The sequence below is a fragment of the Riemerella columbina genome (assembly GCF_030517065.1).
Classification (GTDB): domain Bacteria; phylum Bacteroidota; class Bacteroidia; order Flavobacteriales; family Weeksellaceae; genus Riemerella; species Riemerella columbina_A.
Genome location: NZ_CP103950.1, coordinates 1,419,151 through 1,438,036 on the forward strand (window position 1 = coordinate 1,419,151; position 18,886 = coordinate 1,438,036).

General features: G+C 39.8%; 18 protein-coding genes and 1 pseudogene. 7 read left to right on the top strand and 12 right to left on the bottom strand.

What is annotated here, in order from left to right:
- Window positions 1-9: 9 nt before the first annotated feature.
- From NYR17_RS06755 to proS, 4 genes are all read right to left on the bottom strand, one after another.
- A complete protein-coding gene (locus NYR17_RS06755) occupies window positions 10-1,020 on the bottom strand; it encodes an NAD(P)H-dependent glycerol-3-phosphate dehydrogenase (protein ID WP_302504962.1) in 1,011 nt (336 codons plus the stop codon).
- A gap of 37 nt (window positions 1,021-1,057) precedes the next feature.
- Window positions 1,058-1,885, bottom strand: a complete 828-nt coding sequence (gene prmA, locus NYR17_RS06760) for a 50S ribosomal protein L11 methyltransferase (RefSeq protein ID WP_302504963.1) — start codon at window positions 1,883-1,885, stop codon at window positions 1,058-1,060.
- 85 nt (window positions 1,886-1,970) lie between these two features.
- Window positions 1,971-2,978 carry an apolipoprotein A1/A4/E family protein gene (locus NYR17_RS06765; protein ID WP_302504964.1) on the bottom strand — a complete coding sequence of 336 codons (1,008 nt, stop codon included), beginning with the start codon at window positions 2,976-2,978 and terminating at the stop codon, window positions 1,971-1,973.
- Between the two features lie 33 nt (window positions 2,979-3,011).
- A complete protein-coding gene (proS, locus tag NYR17_RS06770) occupies window positions 3,012-4,487 on the bottom strand; it encodes a proline--tRNA ligase (RefSeq protein ID WP_302504965.1) in 1,476 nt (491 codons plus the stop codon).
- Window positions 4,488-4,645: 158 nt separating this feature from the next.
- Between proS and NYR17_RS06775 the strand changes: the two genes are divergently transcribed.
- Both NYR17_RS06775 and NYR17_RS06780 read left to right on the top strand, forming a co-directional pair.
- Window positions 4,646-5,611 carry a Vitellogenin II precursor gene (locus tag NYR17_RS06775; protein WP_302504966.1) on the top strand — a complete coding sequence of 322 codons (966 nt, stop codon included), beginning with the start codon at window positions 4,646-4,648 and terminating at the stop codon, window positions 5,609-5,611.
- Between the two features lie 19 nt (window positions 5,612-5,630).
- Window positions 5,631-7,034, top strand: coding sequence for an OmpP1/FadL family transporter (locus tag NYR17_RS06780; protein WP_302504967.1), 1,404 nt, complete (start codon window positions 5,631-5,633; stop codon window positions 7,032-7,034).
- A gap of 83 nt (window positions 7,035-7,117) precedes the next feature.
- Here NYR17_RS06780 and NYR17_RS06785 read toward each other — a convergent pair whose 3' ends face one another.
- The 8 genes from NYR17_RS06785 to lpxD all read right to left on the bottom strand — a co-directional run bounded on the left by NYR17_RS06785 (window position 7,118) and on the right by lpxD (window position 14,072).
- Window positions 7,118-7,783 carry a porin family protein gene (locus tag NYR17_RS06785; RefSeq protein WP_302504968.1) on the bottom strand — a complete coding sequence of 222 codons (666 nt, stop codon included), beginning with the start codon at window positions 7,781-7,783 and terminating at the stop codon, window positions 7,118-7,120.
- A gap of 82 nt (window positions 7,784-7,865) precedes the next feature.
- Window positions 7,866-8,738 carry a succinate--CoA ligase subunit alpha gene (sucD, locus tag NYR17_RS06790; RefSeq protein WP_302504969.1) on the bottom strand — a complete coding sequence of 291 codons (873 nt, stop codon included), beginning with the start codon at window positions 8,736-8,738 and terminating at the stop codon, window positions 7,866-7,868.
- A gap of 155 nt (window positions 8,739-8,893) precedes the next feature.
- Window positions 8,894-9,796, bottom strand: coding sequence for an LpxD N-terminal domain-containing protein (locus NYR17_RS06795; RefSeq protein ID WP_302504970.1), 903 nt, complete (start codon window positions 9,794-9,796; stop codon window positions 8,894-8,896).
- A 63-nt stretch (window positions 9,797-9,859) separates the two neighbouring features.
- Window positions 9,860-10,423 carry an elongation factor P gene (efp, locus tag NYR17_RS06800; RefSeq protein WP_302504971.1) on the bottom strand — a complete coding sequence of 188 codons (564 nt, stop codon included), beginning with the start codon at window positions 10,421-10,423 and terminating at the stop codon, window positions 9,860-9,862.
- 166 nt (window positions 10,424-10,589) lie between these two features.
- The gene (locus NYR17_RS06805; protein ID WP_302504972.1) at window positions 10,590-10,739 is read right to left on the bottom strand and encodes a hypothetical protein; all 150 of its coding nucleotides are present in this window, start codon (window positions 10,737-10,739) and stop codon (window positions 10,590-10,592) included.
- 111 nt (window positions 10,740-10,850) lie between these two features.
- Complete coding sequence (lpxA, locus tag NYR17_RS06810) at window positions 10,851-11,639, bottom strand: acyl-ACP--UDP-N-acetylglucosamine O-acyltransferase (protein ID WP_302504973.1); 789 nt, start codon at window positions 11,637-11,639, stop codon at window positions 10,851-10,853.
- An 11-nt stretch (window positions 11,640-11,650) separates the two neighbouring features.
- A complete protein-coding gene (locus tag NYR17_RS06815) occupies window positions 11,651-13,045 on the bottom strand; it encodes a bifunctional UDP-3-O-[3-hydroxymyristoyl] N-acetylglucosamine deacetylase/3-hydroxyacyl-ACP dehydratase (protein WP_302504974.1) in 1,395 nt (464 codons plus the stop codon).
- Window positions 13,038-14,072 carry a UDP-3-O-(3-hydroxymyristoyl)glucosamine N-acyltransferase gene (gene lpxD, locus NYR17_RS06820; protein WP_302507031.1) on the bottom strand — a complete coding sequence of 345 codons (1,035 nt, stop codon included), beginning with the start codon at window positions 14,070-14,072 and terminating at the stop codon, window positions 13,038-13,040. The genes NYR17_RS06815 and lpxD overlap by 8 nt, the downstream gene beginning before the upstream one ends.
- Before the next feature lie 598 nt (window positions 14,073-14,670).
- Between lpxD and NYR17_RS06825 the strand changes: the two are divergent.
- The 5 genes and pseudogenes from NYR17_RS06825 (at window position 14,671) to gloA2 (ending at window position 18,860) form a co-directional block, all read left to right on the top strand.
- Window positions 14,671-15,100 (top strand): annotated as a pseudogene (locus tag NYR17_RS06825) (cold-shock protein).
- Between the two features lie 25 nt (window positions 15,101-15,125).
- Window positions 15,126-15,317, top strand: coding sequence for a cold-shock protein (locus NYR17_RS06830; RefSeq protein WP_302504975.1), 192 nt, complete (start codon window positions 15,126-15,128; stop codon window positions 15,315-15,317).
- A gap of 292 nt (window positions 15,318-15,609) precedes the next feature.
- Complete coding sequence (locus NYR17_RS06835; RefSeq protein ID WP_302504976.1) at window positions 15,610-17,373, top strand: AMP-dependent synthetase/ligase; 1,764 nt, start codon at window positions 15,610-15,612, stop codon at window positions 17,371-17,373.
- Between the two features lie 39 nt (window positions 17,374-17,412).
- Window positions 17,413-18,471 carry a diphosphomevalonate/mevalonate 3,5-bisphosphate decarboxylase family protein gene (locus NYR17_RS06840; protein WP_302504977.1) on the top strand — a complete coding sequence of 353 codons (1,059 nt, stop codon included), beginning with the start codon at window positions 17,413-17,415 and terminating at the stop codon, window positions 18,469-18,471.
- An 11-nt stretch (window positions 18,472-18,482) separates the two neighbouring features.
- Window positions 18,483-18,860, top strand: a complete 378-nt coding sequence (gene gloA2 / locus NYR17_RS06845; protein WP_302504978.1) for an SMU1112c/YaeR family gloxylase I-like metalloprotein — start codon at window positions 18,483-18,485, stop codon at window positions 18,858-18,860.
- Window positions 18,861-18,886 lie beyond the last annotated feature (26 nt).

The following is an 18,886-nucleotide window of genomic DNA, read 5'->3' on the forward strand; positions in this document are numbered from 1 at the left end:
AAAACCGTATTAATTCAATTTAGAAGTCAGTTTTTTAAACTGTTTTTCAACATTTTTATCTTCGTATAAGACATTATAAATCGTGTTGATGATTGGGAGTTTTAGTTTTTTGGACTTTGCCGTTTCGTAGATGGAAGCCGCAGCGTAATAACCTTCTGCCACCATATTCATCGACTGTATAGCGGATTTTACCGTGTACCCCTTCCCTATCAAATTTCCTAAACTTCGGTTTCGTGAAAATAGTGAATATGCCGTTACCAACAAGTCGCCGAGGTAGGCGCTTTCATTCACATCTCTTGGCGCTTCATAGATGGCTTCTAAGAAAATTTCCATCTCTCTAATGGCGTTAGAAACATACACCGCTTGGAAGTTGTCCCCATACCCCAAGCCGCTTGCCATCCCCGCACCTATGGCATAAATATTTTTGAGAATAGCGCTATATTCATTCCCCAAAATATCGGTGCTGGTGGTCACTTTAATATAATCTGAAGCAAAAATTTCTTTTAATTTTTCCTCATTTTCAGGCTCCACGGTGGCTAATGTCAGATAAGATAAACGCTCCATAGCAACCTCTTCGGCGTGGCACGGCCCTGCGATAACCGCTTGATTTCTAAAGCCGATATTAAACTCATCTCTCAAATAATGCGCTACAATATCGTTATGTTTAGGCACAATCCCCTTAATTGCAGACACGAAAAGTTTGCCTTCATAAGGCACCGTCATCTTCTCCAACACCTCAGAAAGGTAGATAGAAGGTGTCGCGAGAATGATAATCTCGCAGGCGGAAACTAAGGCGTTAATATCCGTTGTAATCTCCAAACCTCGGGTGTTGAACATCACGGTTTGTAGATAGGTAGGGTTGTGTTTTCTCAATTCTATAGCCCCTTTTACAAATTCATTTCTAACGCACCAATGCACCATTTTGCAGTTTTCTTGCAGCATTTTCACAATGGCGGTGGCAAAACTTCCGCTGCCCACCACCCCAACTGAAAGGGTTGATTTTTTTCGTTTCTTAGCCATAAAATTCTTTTTTAGCAATACAAATATACAGAAAAGATTATTTTTCTAACCAAAGGCTCACCCATTCTTCTCTCTGGCGTTGGTTTTTCAGTTTTAAATTCTGAGCCGTACAAACCTCCATAATGTCTGCCACATCAAAGAAACAAAGCCCCGACAGCAATAGTGAGCCGCCTTCTTCCAAAACCGAAGCATAAGTAGGAATGTCGGAAATCAATATATTACGGTTGATATTGGCTAAAATAATGTCAAATTTTTCCTGCCCCAGAAGGTCTGTCGTGCCCTCCTCTATCCTCAATTCTATCCCATTTCTTGCGGCATTCTCTTTAGAATTCTCCACCGACCACGGGTCTATATCTATCGCCAAAGTGTCTGCAGCGCCCTTCATCTTCGCAAATAATGCCAATACCGAAGTGCCACAGCCCATATCTAAAACTTTTTTGTTTTGAAAATCCATCTCTAACATCTGTTGTATCATCAGATAAGTGGTAGCGTGGTGCCCAGTGCCAAAGGACATTTTCGGCTGAATGATGATTTCGTATTCTTTATTTTCAGGTTGATGAAATTCAGCGCGGATATACACCCGATCTTCCACATTGATGGGCGAAAAATTCTTCTCCCACTCTTCATTCCAGTTGATATTGGGCATTTCTTGGTAAGTATACGCCAACGCCAACCCTTCTTGATTGAATAAATAAAGCGCTTGGAGTTGCTGTTCATCAAAATCCGATTTGGGAATATACGCCAAAATGCCGTTGGATTCTTCGGTAAAGCTATCAAAACCAATGTGGATGAGCTCTGCCATTAGGATTTCGCTCCAAGGTTGTGGTGGATTTACCGTAAAATTAAACTCTAAATAAGACTGCATAATATGATCATTTTCAAAGATAGAAAAAACGAGAGGCTTTTGAGACCTCTCGGTTTTTGGGTTGTTAATGGTATGAAATCTGTTTTTATTGGGCTGATAGCGTATCTACCGTGGCGTGCTCTGCCGTGTCTACTTGTACGCTATCTACGGTCTGCGCAGGCGTTTCTGGCGTGGTTGGGATTTCTTCTTTCTTGTTGAATAATTTCCATACAAACCAGCCCATCAGCAATAATAACACCAGTGGAATTAACCATTTCCAGATGGAAACTTCCTCCTTAGACTCGTCGCCAAATTGCTGTTGTACTTTTTCTTCCGCTTGGTGGAACACTGATTTTACCGCTTCCGTTTTCTCAGAAACAAAATCTTTGGCATCTTCTAATTTCTCGCTCACGCTATCCTTAACTTCTCCAGAAAAATCTGCCATTTTTTCCTTCGCATTTTCGGCAAAGTCGGAGACTTTATCTTTGGTTTCTTCGGTAAAAGCACTGATTTTTTCTTTGGCATCATTGGCGTTTTGTGCCACTTTGTCGCCCAAATTTTCTGTAACCTCGGTTATTTTTTCTTTGGCTTTATCAAAAAATTGCTCTGCATGCCCCAAGCCCACCGCCGCGAGTGAAAAGCCCGCAGGCAGAAGGTTAGAGAAGTTGGTTTTCTCTTGATTTAAAAGATTTTTAAGTCCCTCGGCATCCAAATTTTGCTCCTTAGCGTAGCGCCCCATCGTGGCTAAAGAAGTGAGCGTGGTAAAGCCCAACAATGCGGCAGAAGACGCTGGTTTAATATCCGCAAAAGAAGCCACGCCAGACATCAGCGTATCCACTTTGTCGCCGTAAACCAACGATAAAACACTTGCCAAAAGTTCATTAGACTCTGGCGTATTTTGGCTCAACTTGGCAAGCACGCTGGTGTCCGCCAAATTGGTAATTTCTTTGAGCAAACGCGGATGGTCGGTTTGGGCAATCATTCCACCTAAAACCGCTGGTATAAACGCTTGTATCGCTTTTGAGGTATTCGCCTCTGTTTCTCCTAACTGGCTGGCTAAATGAGCGGCTACACCGTGCCCAAATTGCCCTTTAATTAAATCTATAATGTTCATTATCTGTTATTTATGTTTCGTTAATTTCCTTTTTTAATATGCCTTAGCGAATAAAACCCGTTGCTGAGAAGGCTTCCCTGAAATCATAGAAACGCCAGCCTCTTTTTCGCCTTCCAAAGGAATACAGCGGATGGTGGCTTTGGTTTCTTCTTTAATTTGCTGCTCTTCTTCCTCCGTGCCGTCCCAATGGGCTAAAATAAAGCCGCCTTTGGTCTCTAAAACTTCTTTAAATTCTTCGTAAGAATCTACTTTAGTAATGTTATTTTGTCTAAAATCTAAGGCTTTTTGATAAATATCTTTCTGTATTTGGTCTAATAAATTCTTGATATAGACTTCTACGCCATCTAAACTTTGAGTTTCTTTGGTTAGCGTGTCTCGCCTTGCAATTTCTACAGTATTGTTTTCCAAATCTCTGGCGCCCATCGCTATTCTTACCGGCACACCTTTGAGTTCATACTCGGCGAATTTCCAACCTGGTTTGTGCGTGTCTCGGTTGTCATATTTTACGGAAATGCCCAATGCCTTGAGTTTGTCTTGAAGTTCATACGCCACTTGGTCGATTTTCTGCAACTGTTCTTCGCCTTTAAAAATAGGCACAATCACCACCTGGATAGGCGCCAATGTAGGCGGCAACACCAAGCCATTATCATCGGAATGCGACATAATTAGCGCGCCCATCAACCTCGTGGAAACGCCCCAAGAAGTCGCCCATGCGTATTCTATTTTACCTTCTTTATTGGTAAATTTAACATCAAAAGCTTCGGCAAAATTTTGACCTAAAAAGTGTGAAGTTCCCGCTTGTAGCGCCTTGCCATCTTGCATTAAAGCTTCTATACAGTAGGTTTCCTCAGCGCCTGCAAACCTTTCGCTTGGTGTTTTGAGCCCTCGCACCACTGGAACTGCCATAAAATTTTCCACGAAATTGGCATAGATTTCCAGCATTCTTTCGGTTTCCTCCACGGCTTCTGTTCTTGTGGCGTGGGCAGTGTGTCCTTCTTGCCAAAGGAATTCCGCAGTTCTTAAGAATAAGCGTGTTCTCATCTCCCAGCGCACCACATTTGCCCATTGGTTAATTAAAATCGGTAAATCTCTATACGACTGAATCCAATTTTTGTAAGTGTTCCATATAATGGCCTCCGAAGTGGGTCTCACGATGAGCTCTTCCTCCAACTTGGCTTCCGGATCTACCATCAATTTCTGAGGATTGTCGGGGTCTGTTTTAAGGCGGTAATGGGTTACCACGGCGCATTCTTTTGCAAAGCCTTCGGCGTTTTTTTCCTCTGCCTCAAATAAACTTTTGGGTACAAAAATGGGGAAATAAGCATTCTCATGCCCAGTTTCTTTGAACTTTTTGTCCAGCTCATCTCTCATTTTTTCCCAAATGGCGTAGCCGTAAGGTTTGATGACCATACACCCGCGCACGCCAGAGTTTTCGGCAAGGTCTGCTTTTACCACTAACTCATTGTACCACTTGCTATAATCCTCTGCTCTTGATGTTAATTTTGCCATAATATTTTAACTTTTGTCTTATTTTTTAATCTAAATATAGAAGTTGGTTGTCCTTTCTTTATTATCCTTTAAATTAGATTTGGTAGTTTTATAAATTTGGTATAATTTTGGATATCCGAAAGGTAAGGCACAAAGATAAATAAAACCTTCATAAAATTATGAAAAAAATATCATTTAATCTTAAAAAAAATTGGGCATACAGAGCTTTGATGCTTACTTCTGTAAGTTTCTTACTCTCTTCTTGTGGCGCCCAGATGGGAGGTTATACAGAGACCGATGGCGTTTACTATAACCCTAACCAAGACACGATCCCTGAGGGCATCGTGATGAGTGATGGCAACCATGTTGATGAAAATTATAACTATAATAATAATTACAGCGTGGTGGAGCATTCTAAGGTATTAGAGAAATCTCAGCACAACAAATATAACCAGTGGAACTCTCACCCAGTATCTGAATCGGATTGGGGCTATTACGCAGGTTCTGAGCAATATTACAATGGCTGGAACACGCCTTACTATGGTAGCCGTTTTGGTTATAATCCATATTGGGGTTCAGGTTGGAATATCGGCTTTGGCTGGGGTGCTGGCTATGGCTGGAATTCTTATTTTAGTATGAACTGGGGCTATTATCCTTATGGTTACGGCTGGAATAGATGGTACACGCCGTTCTATAATCCGTATTGGGATTGGGGTTATTACGGCTGGAATCCTTATTGGGGCGGCTATTATGGCGGCTACGGCTATCCATACTATGGCGGTGGCTATGTGGTGGTGCCAAGATATAATTACAGAAGAAGTGGCGCTACCAACCCTCAATACAATAATGGACAAGGGCGCTATTCTAATCCGTTTAGAAACGGCGTTAGGTCTAACGGCAACAACATCTACAACAATAGAAACTATCAAAGTAACCCTAATGTAGCTTCTTCTGGCGGGTTCAGAAATGCGCCAAGCCGCACCGATTCTTATAACACACCAAGAACGAATAACAACAATACTTATAGAACTCCATCTTCTAATAACTCCAATTGGGGTAACTCTTCTAACAGCGGTGGCTTCCGTTCTGGCAGTAGTAGTTCTACACGCTCAAGCGGTGGTTTTAGATCAGGTGGTTTCAGATAATTTATAAAGCAATAAAACAATGAAAAGAAAAATAATAAGCCTTTGTTTGCTTCCTGCAGCGCTTTATCTTAGTGCTCAAGATGCTTCAACTATTAAAAATACAGCGGAGGTTTACTCTAACAGTACGCAGTTTGGTACCGCTAAATATACTGCTATGGCAGGTTCTATCGGTGCTTTGGGTGGAGATATTTCTTCCATCAATACCAACCCTGCAGGTTTAGGTGTTGCCATTACTGGGAGCATCGGTGCTACGCTCAATATGGTAAAAAATAGCAATACCTCCTCTATCGGTGGTGCTTCCCTTGAAAAATCAACCAACAAAACCAGTTTTGGTCAGGCGGGTGGTATCGCGACTTTTATGTTCAATGAGAGCTCTAAGTGGAAGTTTGTCAATATTGGCGTTAATTATACCAATCAGGATATAGAAGATTATATCCAATCTCCGAAGAGTGGTGCTGTCATCAGCCGAGAGCTTCTTAATAGCCAAAATCAAAAAGTGATAGGCAACTTTACCAATGAGGCACACGCGTTTGATAGAACAGGTTATGTTTCTAAAATGAACATCGGTGTGGGTGGTAACTACGATAACCGAATTTATGTAGGGGGAAGCATCAATTTCTCCAGCGCAAATATAGAACAGTATGATACCCAACGATTTGCATTAGATCTTGACCCCAATCATTGGTATGATTTTAACCAAAGGTTTACGCCATTTGCAGAAGAAAGCTCTGGGCTCTCCATTTCGGCTGGGGTGATTGCTAAAGTATCGCCTCAAATCCGATTAGGTGCTGCTTTGGAAACGCCAACTTGGTGGAAAATCAACCGTGTGTTTACGGGGCAACTCTTTACCAAAGATGGACAAGTGATCCCTGATAGCCAATGGCAAGATAATAATGGTTTTGTTGCCGAAAACTACACCGAAGACCGCAGCTTGACTACGCCTGCCAAAATGACCCTCAGTGGCGCTTTTGTACCGAACAAAAATTTTGCTTTCAATATTGACTATACTTTGGGGCTTTCTAAACCTAAATATAAAGTGCAAGGTGATGCAGAAACTGAACTCAACAATTTCTTAGATGAGAATTATAAAAACATCTCGGATTTAAGAATTGGCGCGGAATATAGATATGCAGGTTTTAGATTAAGAGGCGGTTATGGCTTTGCAAGTAGCGCTTTTAGCCAAGAGGATTTCTTAGGCAAAAGACATACTTTGGGCTTAGGTTTGGGTTATGATTTCAAGTCGTTTTATATAGATGCGGCTTACCAAAATATCAGTTCAGATTATAATCATTTCTATGGTGGTGGCAATTATTTCTCCACGAGTAACGGCAGCGAAATCTCCTTATTCTCCAACGATTATTCTCAAACCAAAATTAAAAACAAACAAAATAATTTCTTCTTAACCGCAGGTTGGAAGTTTTAAATAAAACAAGGATTAGTTTACAAAAAAATCCTTCTAAAATATTTTAGAAGGATTTTTTAATATTCTATAAAGTAAATTAAGCCTTAATCAAAGATATAATTCAAAGTTACACTGATGACTTGCTCAGATTTTTTCTTTAAAGTATTAGGATCGTCAGTATAGTTTTCCACCATATTAGGATAGGTATTTGAAAGACCTAAATCATACTTCAAGGCGATTTCCCATTGGCGTTTGTAACTAAAGCCCACTCCAGCGCCTATACCAAAATTAAAGCTATTGGCTTTACCGTTGATATTAGGATATCTTGGATCGCCTTCTATGGTATAAGCTAGGCGACTTGCCTCCTCTACTTTTTGGCTAATCAAGAAGTTAAATCTCGGACCTAACATTCCGAAAAATTCTGTTTCAGCTTCCGAAAAATATCCTTTAATATAGAGCGGTACAGAAATGTAATTATTGTAATAAATACTTCCTTTTTTTCCGTATTGAGAATTATGCCCTGTTTCTCCCGCTTGGTAATATTGAACTTCAGGTTGGATGTAAAATTGATCATCATTATCTGCTGGAATAGATGCTAAAATCCCTGCCTGAAAGCCTATACGCTTTCCTGATGGGTTGTGGGCATTTCTAACGCCAGAGTAATTTCCTCCTGCGCTAATCCCGAAACGGGTATTTTCAAACTGAATGTTAATTTGTGCAAAAGATAACGATGTTAGCAACAATGCACTGGCTAAAGCTAATTTTTTCATAATATTGTATTTTTAAGTATAAAAACCTTAATGATAAAACTACCATTAAGGTTTTATTATTTATTTTTTAATTGTTTGGAAATTATGCTAATACCTTAGCTACAGTTTTACCTATATCTGCAGGAGAATCCACCACATGGATGCCGTTTTCTCTCATAATTGCCATTTTGGCTTGTGCTGTATCTTCAGCGCCGCCTACAATGGCTCCAGCATGCCCCATAGTTCTTCCTTTTGGTGCTGTTTGACCTGCGATAAAACCTACCACTGGCTTAGTAGAGCCGCTGGCTTTATACCATTTAGCTGCTTCTGCCTCTAAGTTACCACCTATCTCTCCAATCATCACTACAGCCTCAGTTTCTGGGTCGTTGATGAACATTTCTAACGCCTCTTTAGTCGTTGTTCCAATAATTGGGTCTCCACCGATACCGATAGCCGTAGAAATACCGTAACCTGCTCTCACCACTTGGTCTGCAGCTTCGTAAGTTAGCGTTCCAGACTTTGAAACGATCCCCACTTTACCTTTTTTGAAAACGAAACCTGGCATAATCCCGATTTTAGCTTCATCAGAAGTGATAATACCTGGGCAGTTAGGACCGATTAAACGGCAATCTCTATCTGCAATATATTCTTTAACCTTGGTCATATCAGCAACAGGAATACCTTCTGTAATACAAACAATAACTTTGATTCCTGCATCTGCAGCTTCCATAATAGCATCTGCTGCAAATGCTGGCGGTACGAATATAATACTCACATTAGCACCTGCTTTTTCTACAGCCTCTGCTACAGAATTAAATACGGGTTTTCCTAAATGCTCTGTCCCTCCTTTTCCTGGTGTTACGCCACCTACTACATTGGTACCATAGTCTATCATTTGACCTGCGTGGAAGGTTCCTTCATTACCTGTAAACCCTTGAACGATTACTTTAGAATCTTTGTTAACTAATACTGACATCTTATTTTTTTATTTAATTTTTTATTTCTAATATCTATAAGCCACTTATATACAGTAACTTAAATTTTACTTTCAATTTCTATGAGCGCTCTATTCCGTAGCCCAATATTTTTCGGTAAATTTAAGAATTTTTAAAGAGATGAAAAAATAATTTTCTATTTTAAATGCTTCAAGCGTACTTCTTTCCTTAAATATTCTCTAAATTCTTCTGCAATAGGACCAAAATAGGTGCCTTTTTTCAAATTTCTATTTACGCCTGTTTTTGCCAAAAGCACAGTACCTTTTTCTATGGTAATGCCTGAAGCAATCCCCACTTGCCCCCAAATGGTCACTTCATCTTCAATAATGCAACAACCTGCAATCCCCGTATGGGAGGCGATTAAGCACTTTTTACCCACCACAGTATCATGCCCAATTTGAATTTGATTATCCAAAATACTCCCCTCACCAATAATGGTAGATGCCGTTACACCTCGGTCTATGGTACAGCCGTTGCCTATTTCCACATGGTTTTCTATGATCACATCTCCCACCGAAATCAATCGGTCAAAATGGCCGTTGTGCTTACGATAATAGAAGGCATCACCGCCTAATACCGTATTGGATTGGATAATCACGCCATCGCCGATGGTCGTGCGGTCGCCAATAACCACATTGGGAAAAATATGGCAGTTTTTACCGATTTTGACTTGATTTCCTAAAACTACCGAGGGATGAATAAAGGTGTTTTCACCGATTTGGACTTCGGTTTCTGGCGTTTTAAATTGCTGATTTTTGATAAAATAGGTGTTAATTTTATTAAAATCACGAAATGGATCATCGGAGATGATGAGAGCTTTGCCCTCTGGACAGTCCACCTTTTGGTCTATCAAAATCACGGTAGCCGCAGAGTTGAGCGCCTTTTCATAATACTTAGGATGATTAACAAAAACCAAATCTCCAGGGCGTACCATATGGATTTCATTGGTTCCCAATACAGGGAAATCATCATTGCCAATATACTGAGCTTCAATAATCTGCGCTATACTTTTTAAAGTCTGTGGTTGCGGAAAATTCATTCTAACAGTTTTAAAAATAGGAAAAGGCTCAGAAAAACATCAATTCTCTGAACCTTTATCCGTTTACTTGACTCTTTCTAAGTAACTACCGTCTTCAGTATTGACTTTAATTTTGTCGCCAGGTTCTATAAATAGCGGCACCATAACTCTCGCACCTGTTTCTACGATGGCGTTTTTAAGCGCATTGGTCGCGGTATTTCCCTTTACACCTGGATCTGCCTCCACTACCTCTAAATAAACCGTTGGTGGAATTTCAGCGGAAAGTGGCGTTTCATCTTCTTCTTTCATAATGATGGTCACTTCCTCTCCTGCCTTCATAAATTGGGCATTTTCAATCATTTCTTTATTGATGTAGATTTGAGAGAAATCATCATTATTCATAAAATGGAAACCGTTATCATCGTCATAAAGATACTGAAATTTACGGGTAATCACCTTCACTTCATCTATTTTGTGTCCCGCAGAAAAGGTGTTGTCTATCACTTTTCCGTTGGTTACAGATTTTAGTTTGGTTCTCACAAACGCAGGACCTTTACCTGGTTTTACATGTAAAAATTCAATTACTTTGTAAATGTCGTTGCTATAATTGATGCAAAGACCTTTTCTAATATCAGCTGTTGTTGCCATTGTTATTATTTATTATTTTTATTAATTATATATTTTAAACCTGAAAAAACTAATGCTAAAACAAAACTTTTAACGAGAATTTTCACAATATTTATTTCATCGTCAAATAAATAGGAGGAACTTATTGATACAATTAAATATATTATAAAAAATCTGAAAAAAAATCTCACCATCCTATAGATTGCCATAATCCCTCTCCTGCAGATGAGAATGAAGCTCCTAAAATTGCACCTGTTATAACTCCTCCTATAACATCATTAACATCAGCTTTCATAATCGCTTTATGTTGAAGTTTTATGCCTTTTCCTTCTTTCATATATAATGCTTTATATGGATTGAATAAATCTGTTTTCTAATATTTTGCAGAGCTTAACGATATATCACTCTTTGTAATATTTTTAAATTAAACAATATGATTACTAAAAAATTATTCTTTTCCCGTTCCATAACCTTTTACAATACCACGCGGCGAATTTTGAATAAACTGCAATATTTCATCGCGTTCCGCAGTCGGTAGCATTTCCTTCTCGATGAAAGAAACCGCTTGGGAAACATTCATTTTCATCTGAAATATCGCTCTGTATATCTTCTGAATTTCAAAAATTTTATCATTAGAGAAACCGCGTCTTCGCAATCCCACGGAATTGATGCCAGCATAACTCATAGGCTCGCGGGCAACTTTAATATAAGGTGGAATGTCTTTTCGAACCAAAGTTCCTCCAGAAATCATTACATGTTGCCCAATTTTCACAAACTGATGCACGGCAGAAAGCCCGCCCATTACGGTATAATCCCCGATTTCTACATGCCCTGCAATACCGCAGCCGTTCACAATAATCACATGGTTGCCCAACACACAATCGTGGGCGATGTGGGCGGTCGCCATAATCAAACAATGGCTTCCTATCTTAGTGTAACCCAAGGCTTTAGTCCCTCTATTGATGGTAACACACTCTCTAATTGTGGTCTCATCACCGATAATCACCTGCGAATCTTCGCCTTCAAATTTTAAATCCTGAGGCACCGCTGCAATAACCGTTCCTGGGAATATCTTGCAATTTTTGCCAATACGAGCGCCATTCATAATGGTGACATTAGGTCCTATCCAAGTACCTTCGCCGATTTCCACATCTGCCGCGATGGTGGTAAAGGGTTCTATGGTTACATTTTTGCCTATTTTGGCGCGTCTATCTACGGCTGCTAACTGATGAATCATGCTTTTAAAAATTAGTTTTTAGTTTTCGCTACTTGAGCCATCAGCTCTGCCTCTACCACTACGCTATCTCCCACATAACCATAGCCTTGCATATGGACAATCCCTCTTCTGATAGGCTCTATCAATTCTATTTTGAATATTAAGGTATCCCCTGGTACTACTTTTTTCTTGAATTTCACTTTGTCGATCTTCACGAAATAAGTAGAATAATTTTCTGGATCTTGCACATTGGCTAACACCAAAATTCCGCCTGTTTGCGCCATAGCTTCTATCTGTAATACACCTGGCATCACGGGTTCTTTAGGGAAATGCCCCACAAAGAAAGGCTCGTTCATCGATACATTTTTAAGCCCTACCACATGTGTATCCGAAAGTTCTAACACCTTATCTATCAATAAGAAAGGCGGACGATGTGGCAACAAACTCATAATACCGTTGATATCATAAACTGGTTCCTTCGTTAAATCAAAGTCTGGAACATTTTTTTTCTTATGAAGTTTCCACTGGCGGTTGAGTTTTTTTGCGAATTGCGTATTTACATAATGCCCTGGTTTATTGGCTATTACTTTACCTTTTATTTTAACTCCAACCAACGCTAGGTCGCCAATGACATCTAAAAGTTTATGCCGTGCCGCTTCGTTAGGATAATTTAAAGTCAAATTGTCTAAAATACCATTCGGGCGAATAGAGATTTCCTCTTTACCGAAAACTTTTTTGAGTTTTTCTGTAGTCTCTGGCGTGAGCTCTTTATCCACATAAACAATAGCGTTGCTGATATCACCACCCTTGATTAAACCGTGGCCCAAAAGCATTTCTATCTCGTGGAGGAAACTGAAAGTTCTGGCACTGGCAAATTCATTTTTAAACTCAGAAATATCTTTGAGCGTGGCATTCTGCGTGCCTAAAACCTTGGTTCCGAAATCCACCATTGTGGTGATTTCATAATTGTCGGAAGGGATAATGGTCAGCTCCGAACCCGTATTGGGATCCGTGTAACTCATCACTTCTTTAACCACTAAATATTCTCTCGGTTGGTCTTGTTCTTCTATGCCAACTTTTTCTATCGCTTCTACAAAGAACTTAGAAGAACCATCTAAAATAGGCGGTTCTGCGTTGTCCATTTCCAAAATAGCATTATCAATATCCAAGCCTACTAAAGCCGCCAAAAGGTGCTCCGTGGTATGGATCTTAACGCCTAATTTTTCTAAAGTGGTACCTCGTTCTGTGGTGGTAACATAATTAACATCGGCTTCCACTTGGGGGTGTCCTTCTAAATCTGTTCTTACAAAAACAAACCCTGTATTTTCTTTGGCTGGTTTAATGGTTAAATTAACCTCCTTTCCTGTGTGAAGCCCAATACCAGAAATGGATACCGCTTCTTTTAAAGTTTTTTGCTTATCACTCATTAGTATATTCTTTTGAGTTTTTATCTAATTGATTGATTTTATCTACAATCTTTCCGAAATTTCTAAAATGAACATAATTTCTACGGAAATCGTTTGCCGAGATGGCTGGAGAGCCGTATAAAATCTCGCCATCTGCCACCTTGGTATTCACACCGCTTTGGGCTTGAATTTTCACATGATTACCAATTTGAATATGCCCTACAATGCCCACCTGACCGCCAATTTGGTTCCAATCTCCAATGATGGTAGAACCTGCGATGCCTGCCTGAGCCGCAATCACATTATGGCGCCCAATTTTCACATTATGAGCAATTTGGATCAGATTATCTATTTTAGTGCCCTCACCGATGATGGTAGAGCCAATGGTTGCCCTATCAATACTGCAGTTAGAGCCTATTTCTACATCGTTTTCTATAATCACATTACCCAACTGTGGGATTTTTTTAAAGCCCTCTGCAGTCGGCTGGAAACCGAATCCATCGCCGCCCACCACAGTATTAGCGTGGATCACACAACGGTCGCCAATCACGCAACCATCATAGATTTTAACCCCGCTATCAATCTGGCAATGCTCGCCTATTTTCACTCTTTTTCCGATATAAACCTGCGGCGCTATCTGCGTGCCTTTACCTATTTTAGACTTTTCAGCAATGTAGGAACACGCCCCAACGAAAACATCTTCGCCTAAACTTGCGGTATCGTGAACCACTGCCCCAGCCTCTACGCCTGTTTTCTTCTCTTGAACCATCTCCTTATAGAGGTTCATTAGAATTTGGAAAGACAAATAAGCATCTTCCACAGCAATGATGGTGGGCTTATATTCCGTTTTGGTTAATAATTTTTCAGAAACAATGAGCACCGAGCAAGGCGTTTGCTCTATATAATCAGAAAATTTTTCTTGTGCTACAAATGATAAATCTCCATGCTGACCGCTCTCTATGGGCGATACTCCGGTAATAACGGCATCTGGATTTCCGATGATTTTTCCGTTAATGAAACCTGCTATTTGTGACGCTGTGAATTCCATGTCGTGCAAAGATAAATAATTTATCACATCTCCGTAACATTTATCGGCAAAAAATAACTTATACCGTGTAAAATCATACTTTAAAGTCTAAATTTATTCAAGAAATGATGCTCATATTTTACGCTAAAAAACAAGGCTTTCATAATATATATCCAATTATAAATGAGCAACATATGGATTGTTTTTCGTTTTTATACCCCATCATCTCTATTGATAAAACGAATTTATAGTATTCTTATTTTAAATATCTTAACAAATAAAATTGAACTTCATTAAAATCTATTAAAAAAATAAACTCAAAATAATTAGGTTTATAAAAAATTAGGCGTATATTTGCAGCATAATTTAATGACAAAGGCATCTTTTCGCCGCTTTCTGAATAGAAAGTTTTTTAGAATACACTTCTTTTTTACTCCCTTTCAGTTTTTGTGTTTCCAGTTGCCCGTTTGAGTTTTCAAATTGAAAACCTACAGTCTAAAATGGCATCATATGAATTTTAAAAACACTTTTTTATACTATTCTACTGAATATTCCCTATTAAAAGTTTAAATTTTTAACAATTCATAAAAAAATACCGACCAACAACTAATTATAATATATGGCAGACACCTACAATAAGAAAGAAAACAACAAGAAAAAAGCGCAGAAACTCAAAGAAAAAGCCCTCCGCAGAGAAGAACGCAAAAATAACAATAATAAACTTGGAAGATATGTTCCTCTATGTAGATGCTAACGGACAACTTACCCACATTAAACCCACTGCGGCAGACAAAATTGAAATCAGTTTAGACGAAATTCAACTGGGCGCAGCGCCACAAGACCGAGATGACACGCAGAACAAAGGCACCATCTCTTATTATAACGAAGAAAAAGGCTACGGCTTCATTAACGACCACCGCAGCCAAGAGAGCATTTTTGTGCATATCAACCAAACCCAAGAGGCTCTAAAAAAAGGCGATAAAGTTTCTTTTGAAAAGGAACGCGGACCGAAAGGCTACATCGCTACTAATGTAATCAAAATCAAATAAATATCAATTTTTAAATTCAATTACAATGAAACAAGGAACAGTAAAATTCTTCAACGAAACTAAAGGCTTCGGATTTATCACACCTAACGATGGTAGTGCTGATGTTTTCGTACACACGACAGGTTTAAAAACCAAAATCCGTGAAAACGACGAAGTGGTTTATGAAACTGAACAAGGCAAAAAAGGCATCAATGCGGTTAATGTAAGATTAGCCTAATTTTTCGCTTCTTAACTTTAAAAAACGAGCTATCTTAAATATAAGATGGCTTTTTTTGTTGTATTAAAATCAACTTTTCCCTTTATCATTTCATCAATAAATAAAGCTATATTCAACAAAAAATTAAAATCAAAAATCCCCTTTTTCGTTCTGTTCATCACAATTGGTTATCAGAAAGTTGGAATATCTATCACCCAAAAAATCCAATTTTAAATCATTTTTTGGAGGCAATTCGCATTTATTTCACAAAAAAGTCTTATTTTTAGGCGTTTTTTTTAAACGAAATACCCCTATGAATTTAGCTGAATTGATCAATACCAATGCAGACCGCTACCTTTCTAAACCTGCCATCGGCTTCAAGAAATACGATGAATGGAAAAGCATCAGCTGGTCTATGCTCCGCAGAACTATATTTAAAACCGCCAACAGCCTCAAAAATTTAGGCATCGCAGAAAACGCCAAAGTGGCAATTTATGCCGATAATTCTGCCGAGTGGATTATTTTTGACTTGGCAGTATTGGCTTTAGGCGGCATTACCGTGCCTATTTACAGTACCAACGGCTACCAGCAAGCGTTATATTGCATAGAAAATTCTGGTGCAGAGGCTATTTTAGTCGGCAACCAAGAGCAATACGATATTTGCACTAAAATCAAAAAAGAATTGCCACAACTGAAATACATCGTAGCGGCTAAAAAATCCATCGTACTGCGTGGCGAAGAGGGTGGCATCCACTTAGAAGATCTCACCAAAAAAGGCGAGGAAACGCTCAATATCTGCCCCAAAAATAAAGAAGACATTGCCACCATTCTCTACACCTCGGGCACCTCTGGAACGCCCAAAGGCGTGATGATTACCCACGGTAATTTTACCGATACCTTTAAAGCCCACACCGATTTTTTCAAATTTAAAAATTTTGAAAATGAATCTTCATTGGCTTTTTTACCGCTGAGCCACATTTTTGAGCGCAGCTGGACCCTCTATTGCCTTAGCCAAGGAGCCAAAGTGTCTTTTTTAGAAAACACCAAGCTCATCGCCCACGCGTTAGAAGAGGTACAACCCACCATGATGTGTGCCGTGCCAAGGTTTTACCAAAAAATCTACGGCGCCCTAACTGAAATGGTGCAAAAAGACACTCCCAAAAAACAGAAAATTTTCAACTGGGCACTGGGCGTTGGGCGACAAGTGGCAGAACACCGCCGACAAGGGAAAAACGCGCCTTTATTGTTAAATCTCAAAAATAAAATCGCGGGACTGTTGGTTTTCAACAAAGTGAAGAAAAAACTGGGCGGAAAACTTTGGTTTATGCCTTGTGGTGGCGCTTCTTTGTCGCCAGAAATCACGCAGTTTTTTGATGCTATGGGCATCCACATTACCGTGGGCTATGGCCTTACGGAGACCACTGCCACGCTCACTTGCTTCCCGCTCACCCACTATCAGTACGATACTGCGGGCGTCCCTATCGGTAATACGCAGATCAAAATAGGCGCTAACAATGAGATTTTAATCAAAGGCAGTAGCGTGATGAAAGGCTATTACAACCTCCCTGAAGAAACTGCCAACGCCTTTACCGAGGATGGTTGGTTCCGCACTGGGGATGCTGGTATTATAGAAAATGGCGCCCTCAAAATCACGGATAGAATTAAGGATCTGATGAAGACTTCCAACGGAAAATACATCACGCCACAAGCCATTGAAAACATTTTGACCAACAGCAACTACATCCAACAAGCGATGGTGGTGGCAGAAGGCAAACCTTTTGTCACAGCGGTCATCGTTCCTAATTTTGAGGCTTTAAAGGAAAAAATCAGTAGTATGAAAATCCCAGCTTCTGATTGGAAAGAAATCCTATCTACAGATAAAATTAAAGATTTTTATCACGATTTATTGCAAGATATACAGAAAGAACTCCCAAGTTTTGAAAAAGTAAAGAAATTCGTACTTCTACCTTCAGAATTTGAAATTCAGTCTGGAGAGATTACACCTACCCTCAAAATCAAACGAAATGTGGTACTCTCCAAATACCACGATTTAATAGAGCAAATGTATGCCCATTAAGAAGATTGAAAATCGTATTTTTGCACAAAAACTTAGTTTATGTCCCATCTATTTTTAGGAAATTCAACCTACCATAGCCATACGCACCAAGTTACGGAAACTTGCCCTTCCAACATCGCTTTGATTAAATATTGGGGGAAATATGCGCAGCAAATCCCTGCCAATCCCAGTATTAGTTATACCCTCAATCACGCTAAAACCATTACCCATATGGTTTTTACCAAAGGCGAGCCTTTTGCTGTGAAGACCTTCCTCTCCGACCGAGAAGAGCCGTTATTTTCCGAAAAAATCAAAACTTATTTTCAGAATATTCAGCCTTATCTCCCTTGGATTTTAGATGGCAGTTTTGAAATCCGAACCGAAAACACCTTTCCACACAGTTCTGGCATTGCCAGTTCTGCCTCTGGCTTTGGGGCAATTGCCAAATGCTTAATGGCATTAGATGCTGCATTTTCTCAAACCGAAAACACGCCAGATTTCAACCTCAAAAAAGCAAGTTTTCTCGCCAGATTGGGCAGTGGCAGCGCTTGCAGAAGCCTTTATAATGGCTTGGTGGTCTGGGGCGAAACGCCAGAAGTGGCAGGCAGTTCTGATGAATACGCCGTTCCCTATCCGCCGCAAGAAGTTCACGAGGTTTTTAAACATTTTAATGATTGGGTACTCCTCATCCATGAGGGGCAAAAATCAGTCTCTTCCTCTGTGGGGCACGGACTAATGAACACCAATCCTTATGCAGAAAGGCGTTTCCAAGAGGCAAGAGAAAATTTTATCCCGCTAAAAACCATCTTAAAAACAGGTGATATGGCAGGCTTTATCCAATTGGTAGAGCACGAAGCCCTTACCCTCCACGCGATGATGATGATGAGCCAACCCGCTTTTATACTAATGAAAACAGGCACTCTGGAGGTCATCAATAAAATTTGGGATTTTAGGAAAACCACCCAATTGCCGTTATTTTTCACCTTAGATGCTGGCGCCAATGTGCATTTATTATTTCCTGAAGATACCTCGGCGGAGCGCATTAAAACCTTTATAGAAACTGAATTGAAACCCCACACCCAGTCTGGTGGCATTATGAAAGACCAAATTGAGTTCTAAAAATACAACCGATGAAATTGCACCATTTAGCCATTATTTGCTCTGATTATAGCGTGTCCAAAGCATTTTATACTCAAATTTTGGGATTAGATATGATCCGAGAAGTTTACAGAGCGGAACGCCAATCTTATAAATTGGATTTAGGCTTAAATGGGCAATATGTGGTGGAACTATTTTCGTTCCCTCACCCACCGCAGCGCCCTTCGCATCCAGAAGCTTGTGGGCTGAGGCATATTGCCTTTTCGGTAGAAGATATTGAGGCGCAAAGGGCAACGCTCCTCGCTAAAAAAATCCCTTGCGAACCCATACGCACCGATGAGTGGACGGATAAAAAATTCTTCTTCACCCAAGATCCAGACGGGCTCCCCATAGAGTTTTACGAGGCTTAAAAATTATGGTTAAATGTTCAATCTAA

Excerpts from the sequence above, each read along its gene's own strand:
- NYR17_RS06755 (WP_302504962.1), bottom strand. The coding sequence starts at position 1,020 with ATGGCTAAGAAACGAAAAAAATCAACCCTTTCAGTTGGGGTGGTGGGC.
- prmA (WP_302504963.1), bottom strand. The coding sequence starts at position 1,885 with ATGCAGTCTTATTTAGAGTTTAATTTTACGGTAAATCCACCACAACCT.
- NYR17_RS06765 (WP_302504964.1), bottom strand. The coding sequence starts at position 2,978 with ATGAACATTATAGATTTAATTAAAGGGCAATTTGGGCACGGTGTAGCC.
- proS (WP_302504965.1), bottom strand. The coding sequence starts at position 4,487 with ATGGCAAAATTAACATCAAGAGCAGAGGATTATAGCAAGTGGTACAAT.
- NYR17_RS06775 (WP_302504966.1), top strand. The coding sequence starts at position 4,646 with ATGAAAAAAATATCATTTAATCTTAAAAAAAATTGGGCATACAGAGCT.
- NYR17_RS06780 (WP_302504967.1), top strand. The coding sequence starts at position 5,631 with ATGAAAAGAAAAATAATAAGCCTTTGTTTGCTTCCTGCAGCGCTTTAT.
- NYR17_RS06785 (WP_302504968.1), bottom strand. The coding sequence starts at position 7,783 with ATGAAAAAATTAGCTTTAGCCAGTGCATTGTTGCTAACATCGTTATCT.
- sucD (WP_302504969.1), bottom strand. The coding sequence starts at position 8,738 with ATGTCAGTATTAGTTAACAAAGATTCTAAAGTAATCGTTCAAGGGTTT.
- NYR17_RS06795 (WP_302504970.1), bottom strand. The coding sequence starts at position 9,796 with ATGAATTTTCCGCAACCACAGACTTTAAAAAGTATAGCGCAGATTATT.
- efp (WP_302504971.1), bottom strand. The coding sequence starts at position 10,423 with ATGGCAACAACAGCTGATATTAGAAAAGGTCTTTGCATCAATTATAGC.
- NYR17_RS06805 (WP_302504972.1), bottom strand. The coding sequence starts at position 10,739 with ATGAAAGAAGGAAAAGGCATAAAACTTCAACATAAAGCGATTATGAAA.
- lpxA (WP_302504973.1), bottom strand. The coding sequence starts at position 11,639 with ATGATTCATCAGTTAGCAGCCGTAGATAGACGCGCCAAAATAGGCAAA.
- NYR17_RS06815 (WP_302504974.1), bottom strand. The coding sequence starts at position 13,045 with ATGAGTGATAAGCAAAAAACTTTAAAAGAAGCGGTATCCATTTCTGGT.
- lpxD (WP_302507031.1), bottom strand. The coding sequence starts at position 14,072 with ATGGAATTCACAGCGTCACAAATAGCAGGTTTCATTAACGGAAAAATC.
- NYR17_RS06830 (WP_302504975.1), top strand. The coding sequence starts at position 15,126 with ATGAAACAAGGAACAGTAAAATTCTTCAACGAAACTAAAGGCTTCGGA.
- NYR17_RS06835 (WP_302504976.1), top strand. The coding sequence starts at position 15,610 with ATGAATTTAGCTGAATTGATCAATACCAATGCAGACCGCTACCTTTCT.
- NYR17_RS06840 (WP_302504977.1), top strand. The coding sequence starts at position 17,413 with ATGTCCCATCTATTTTTAGGAAATTCAACCTACCATAGCCATACGCAC.
- gloA2 (WP_302504978.1), top strand. The coding sequence starts at position 18,483 with ATGAAATTGCACCATTTAGCCATTATTTGCTCTGATTATAGCGTGTCC.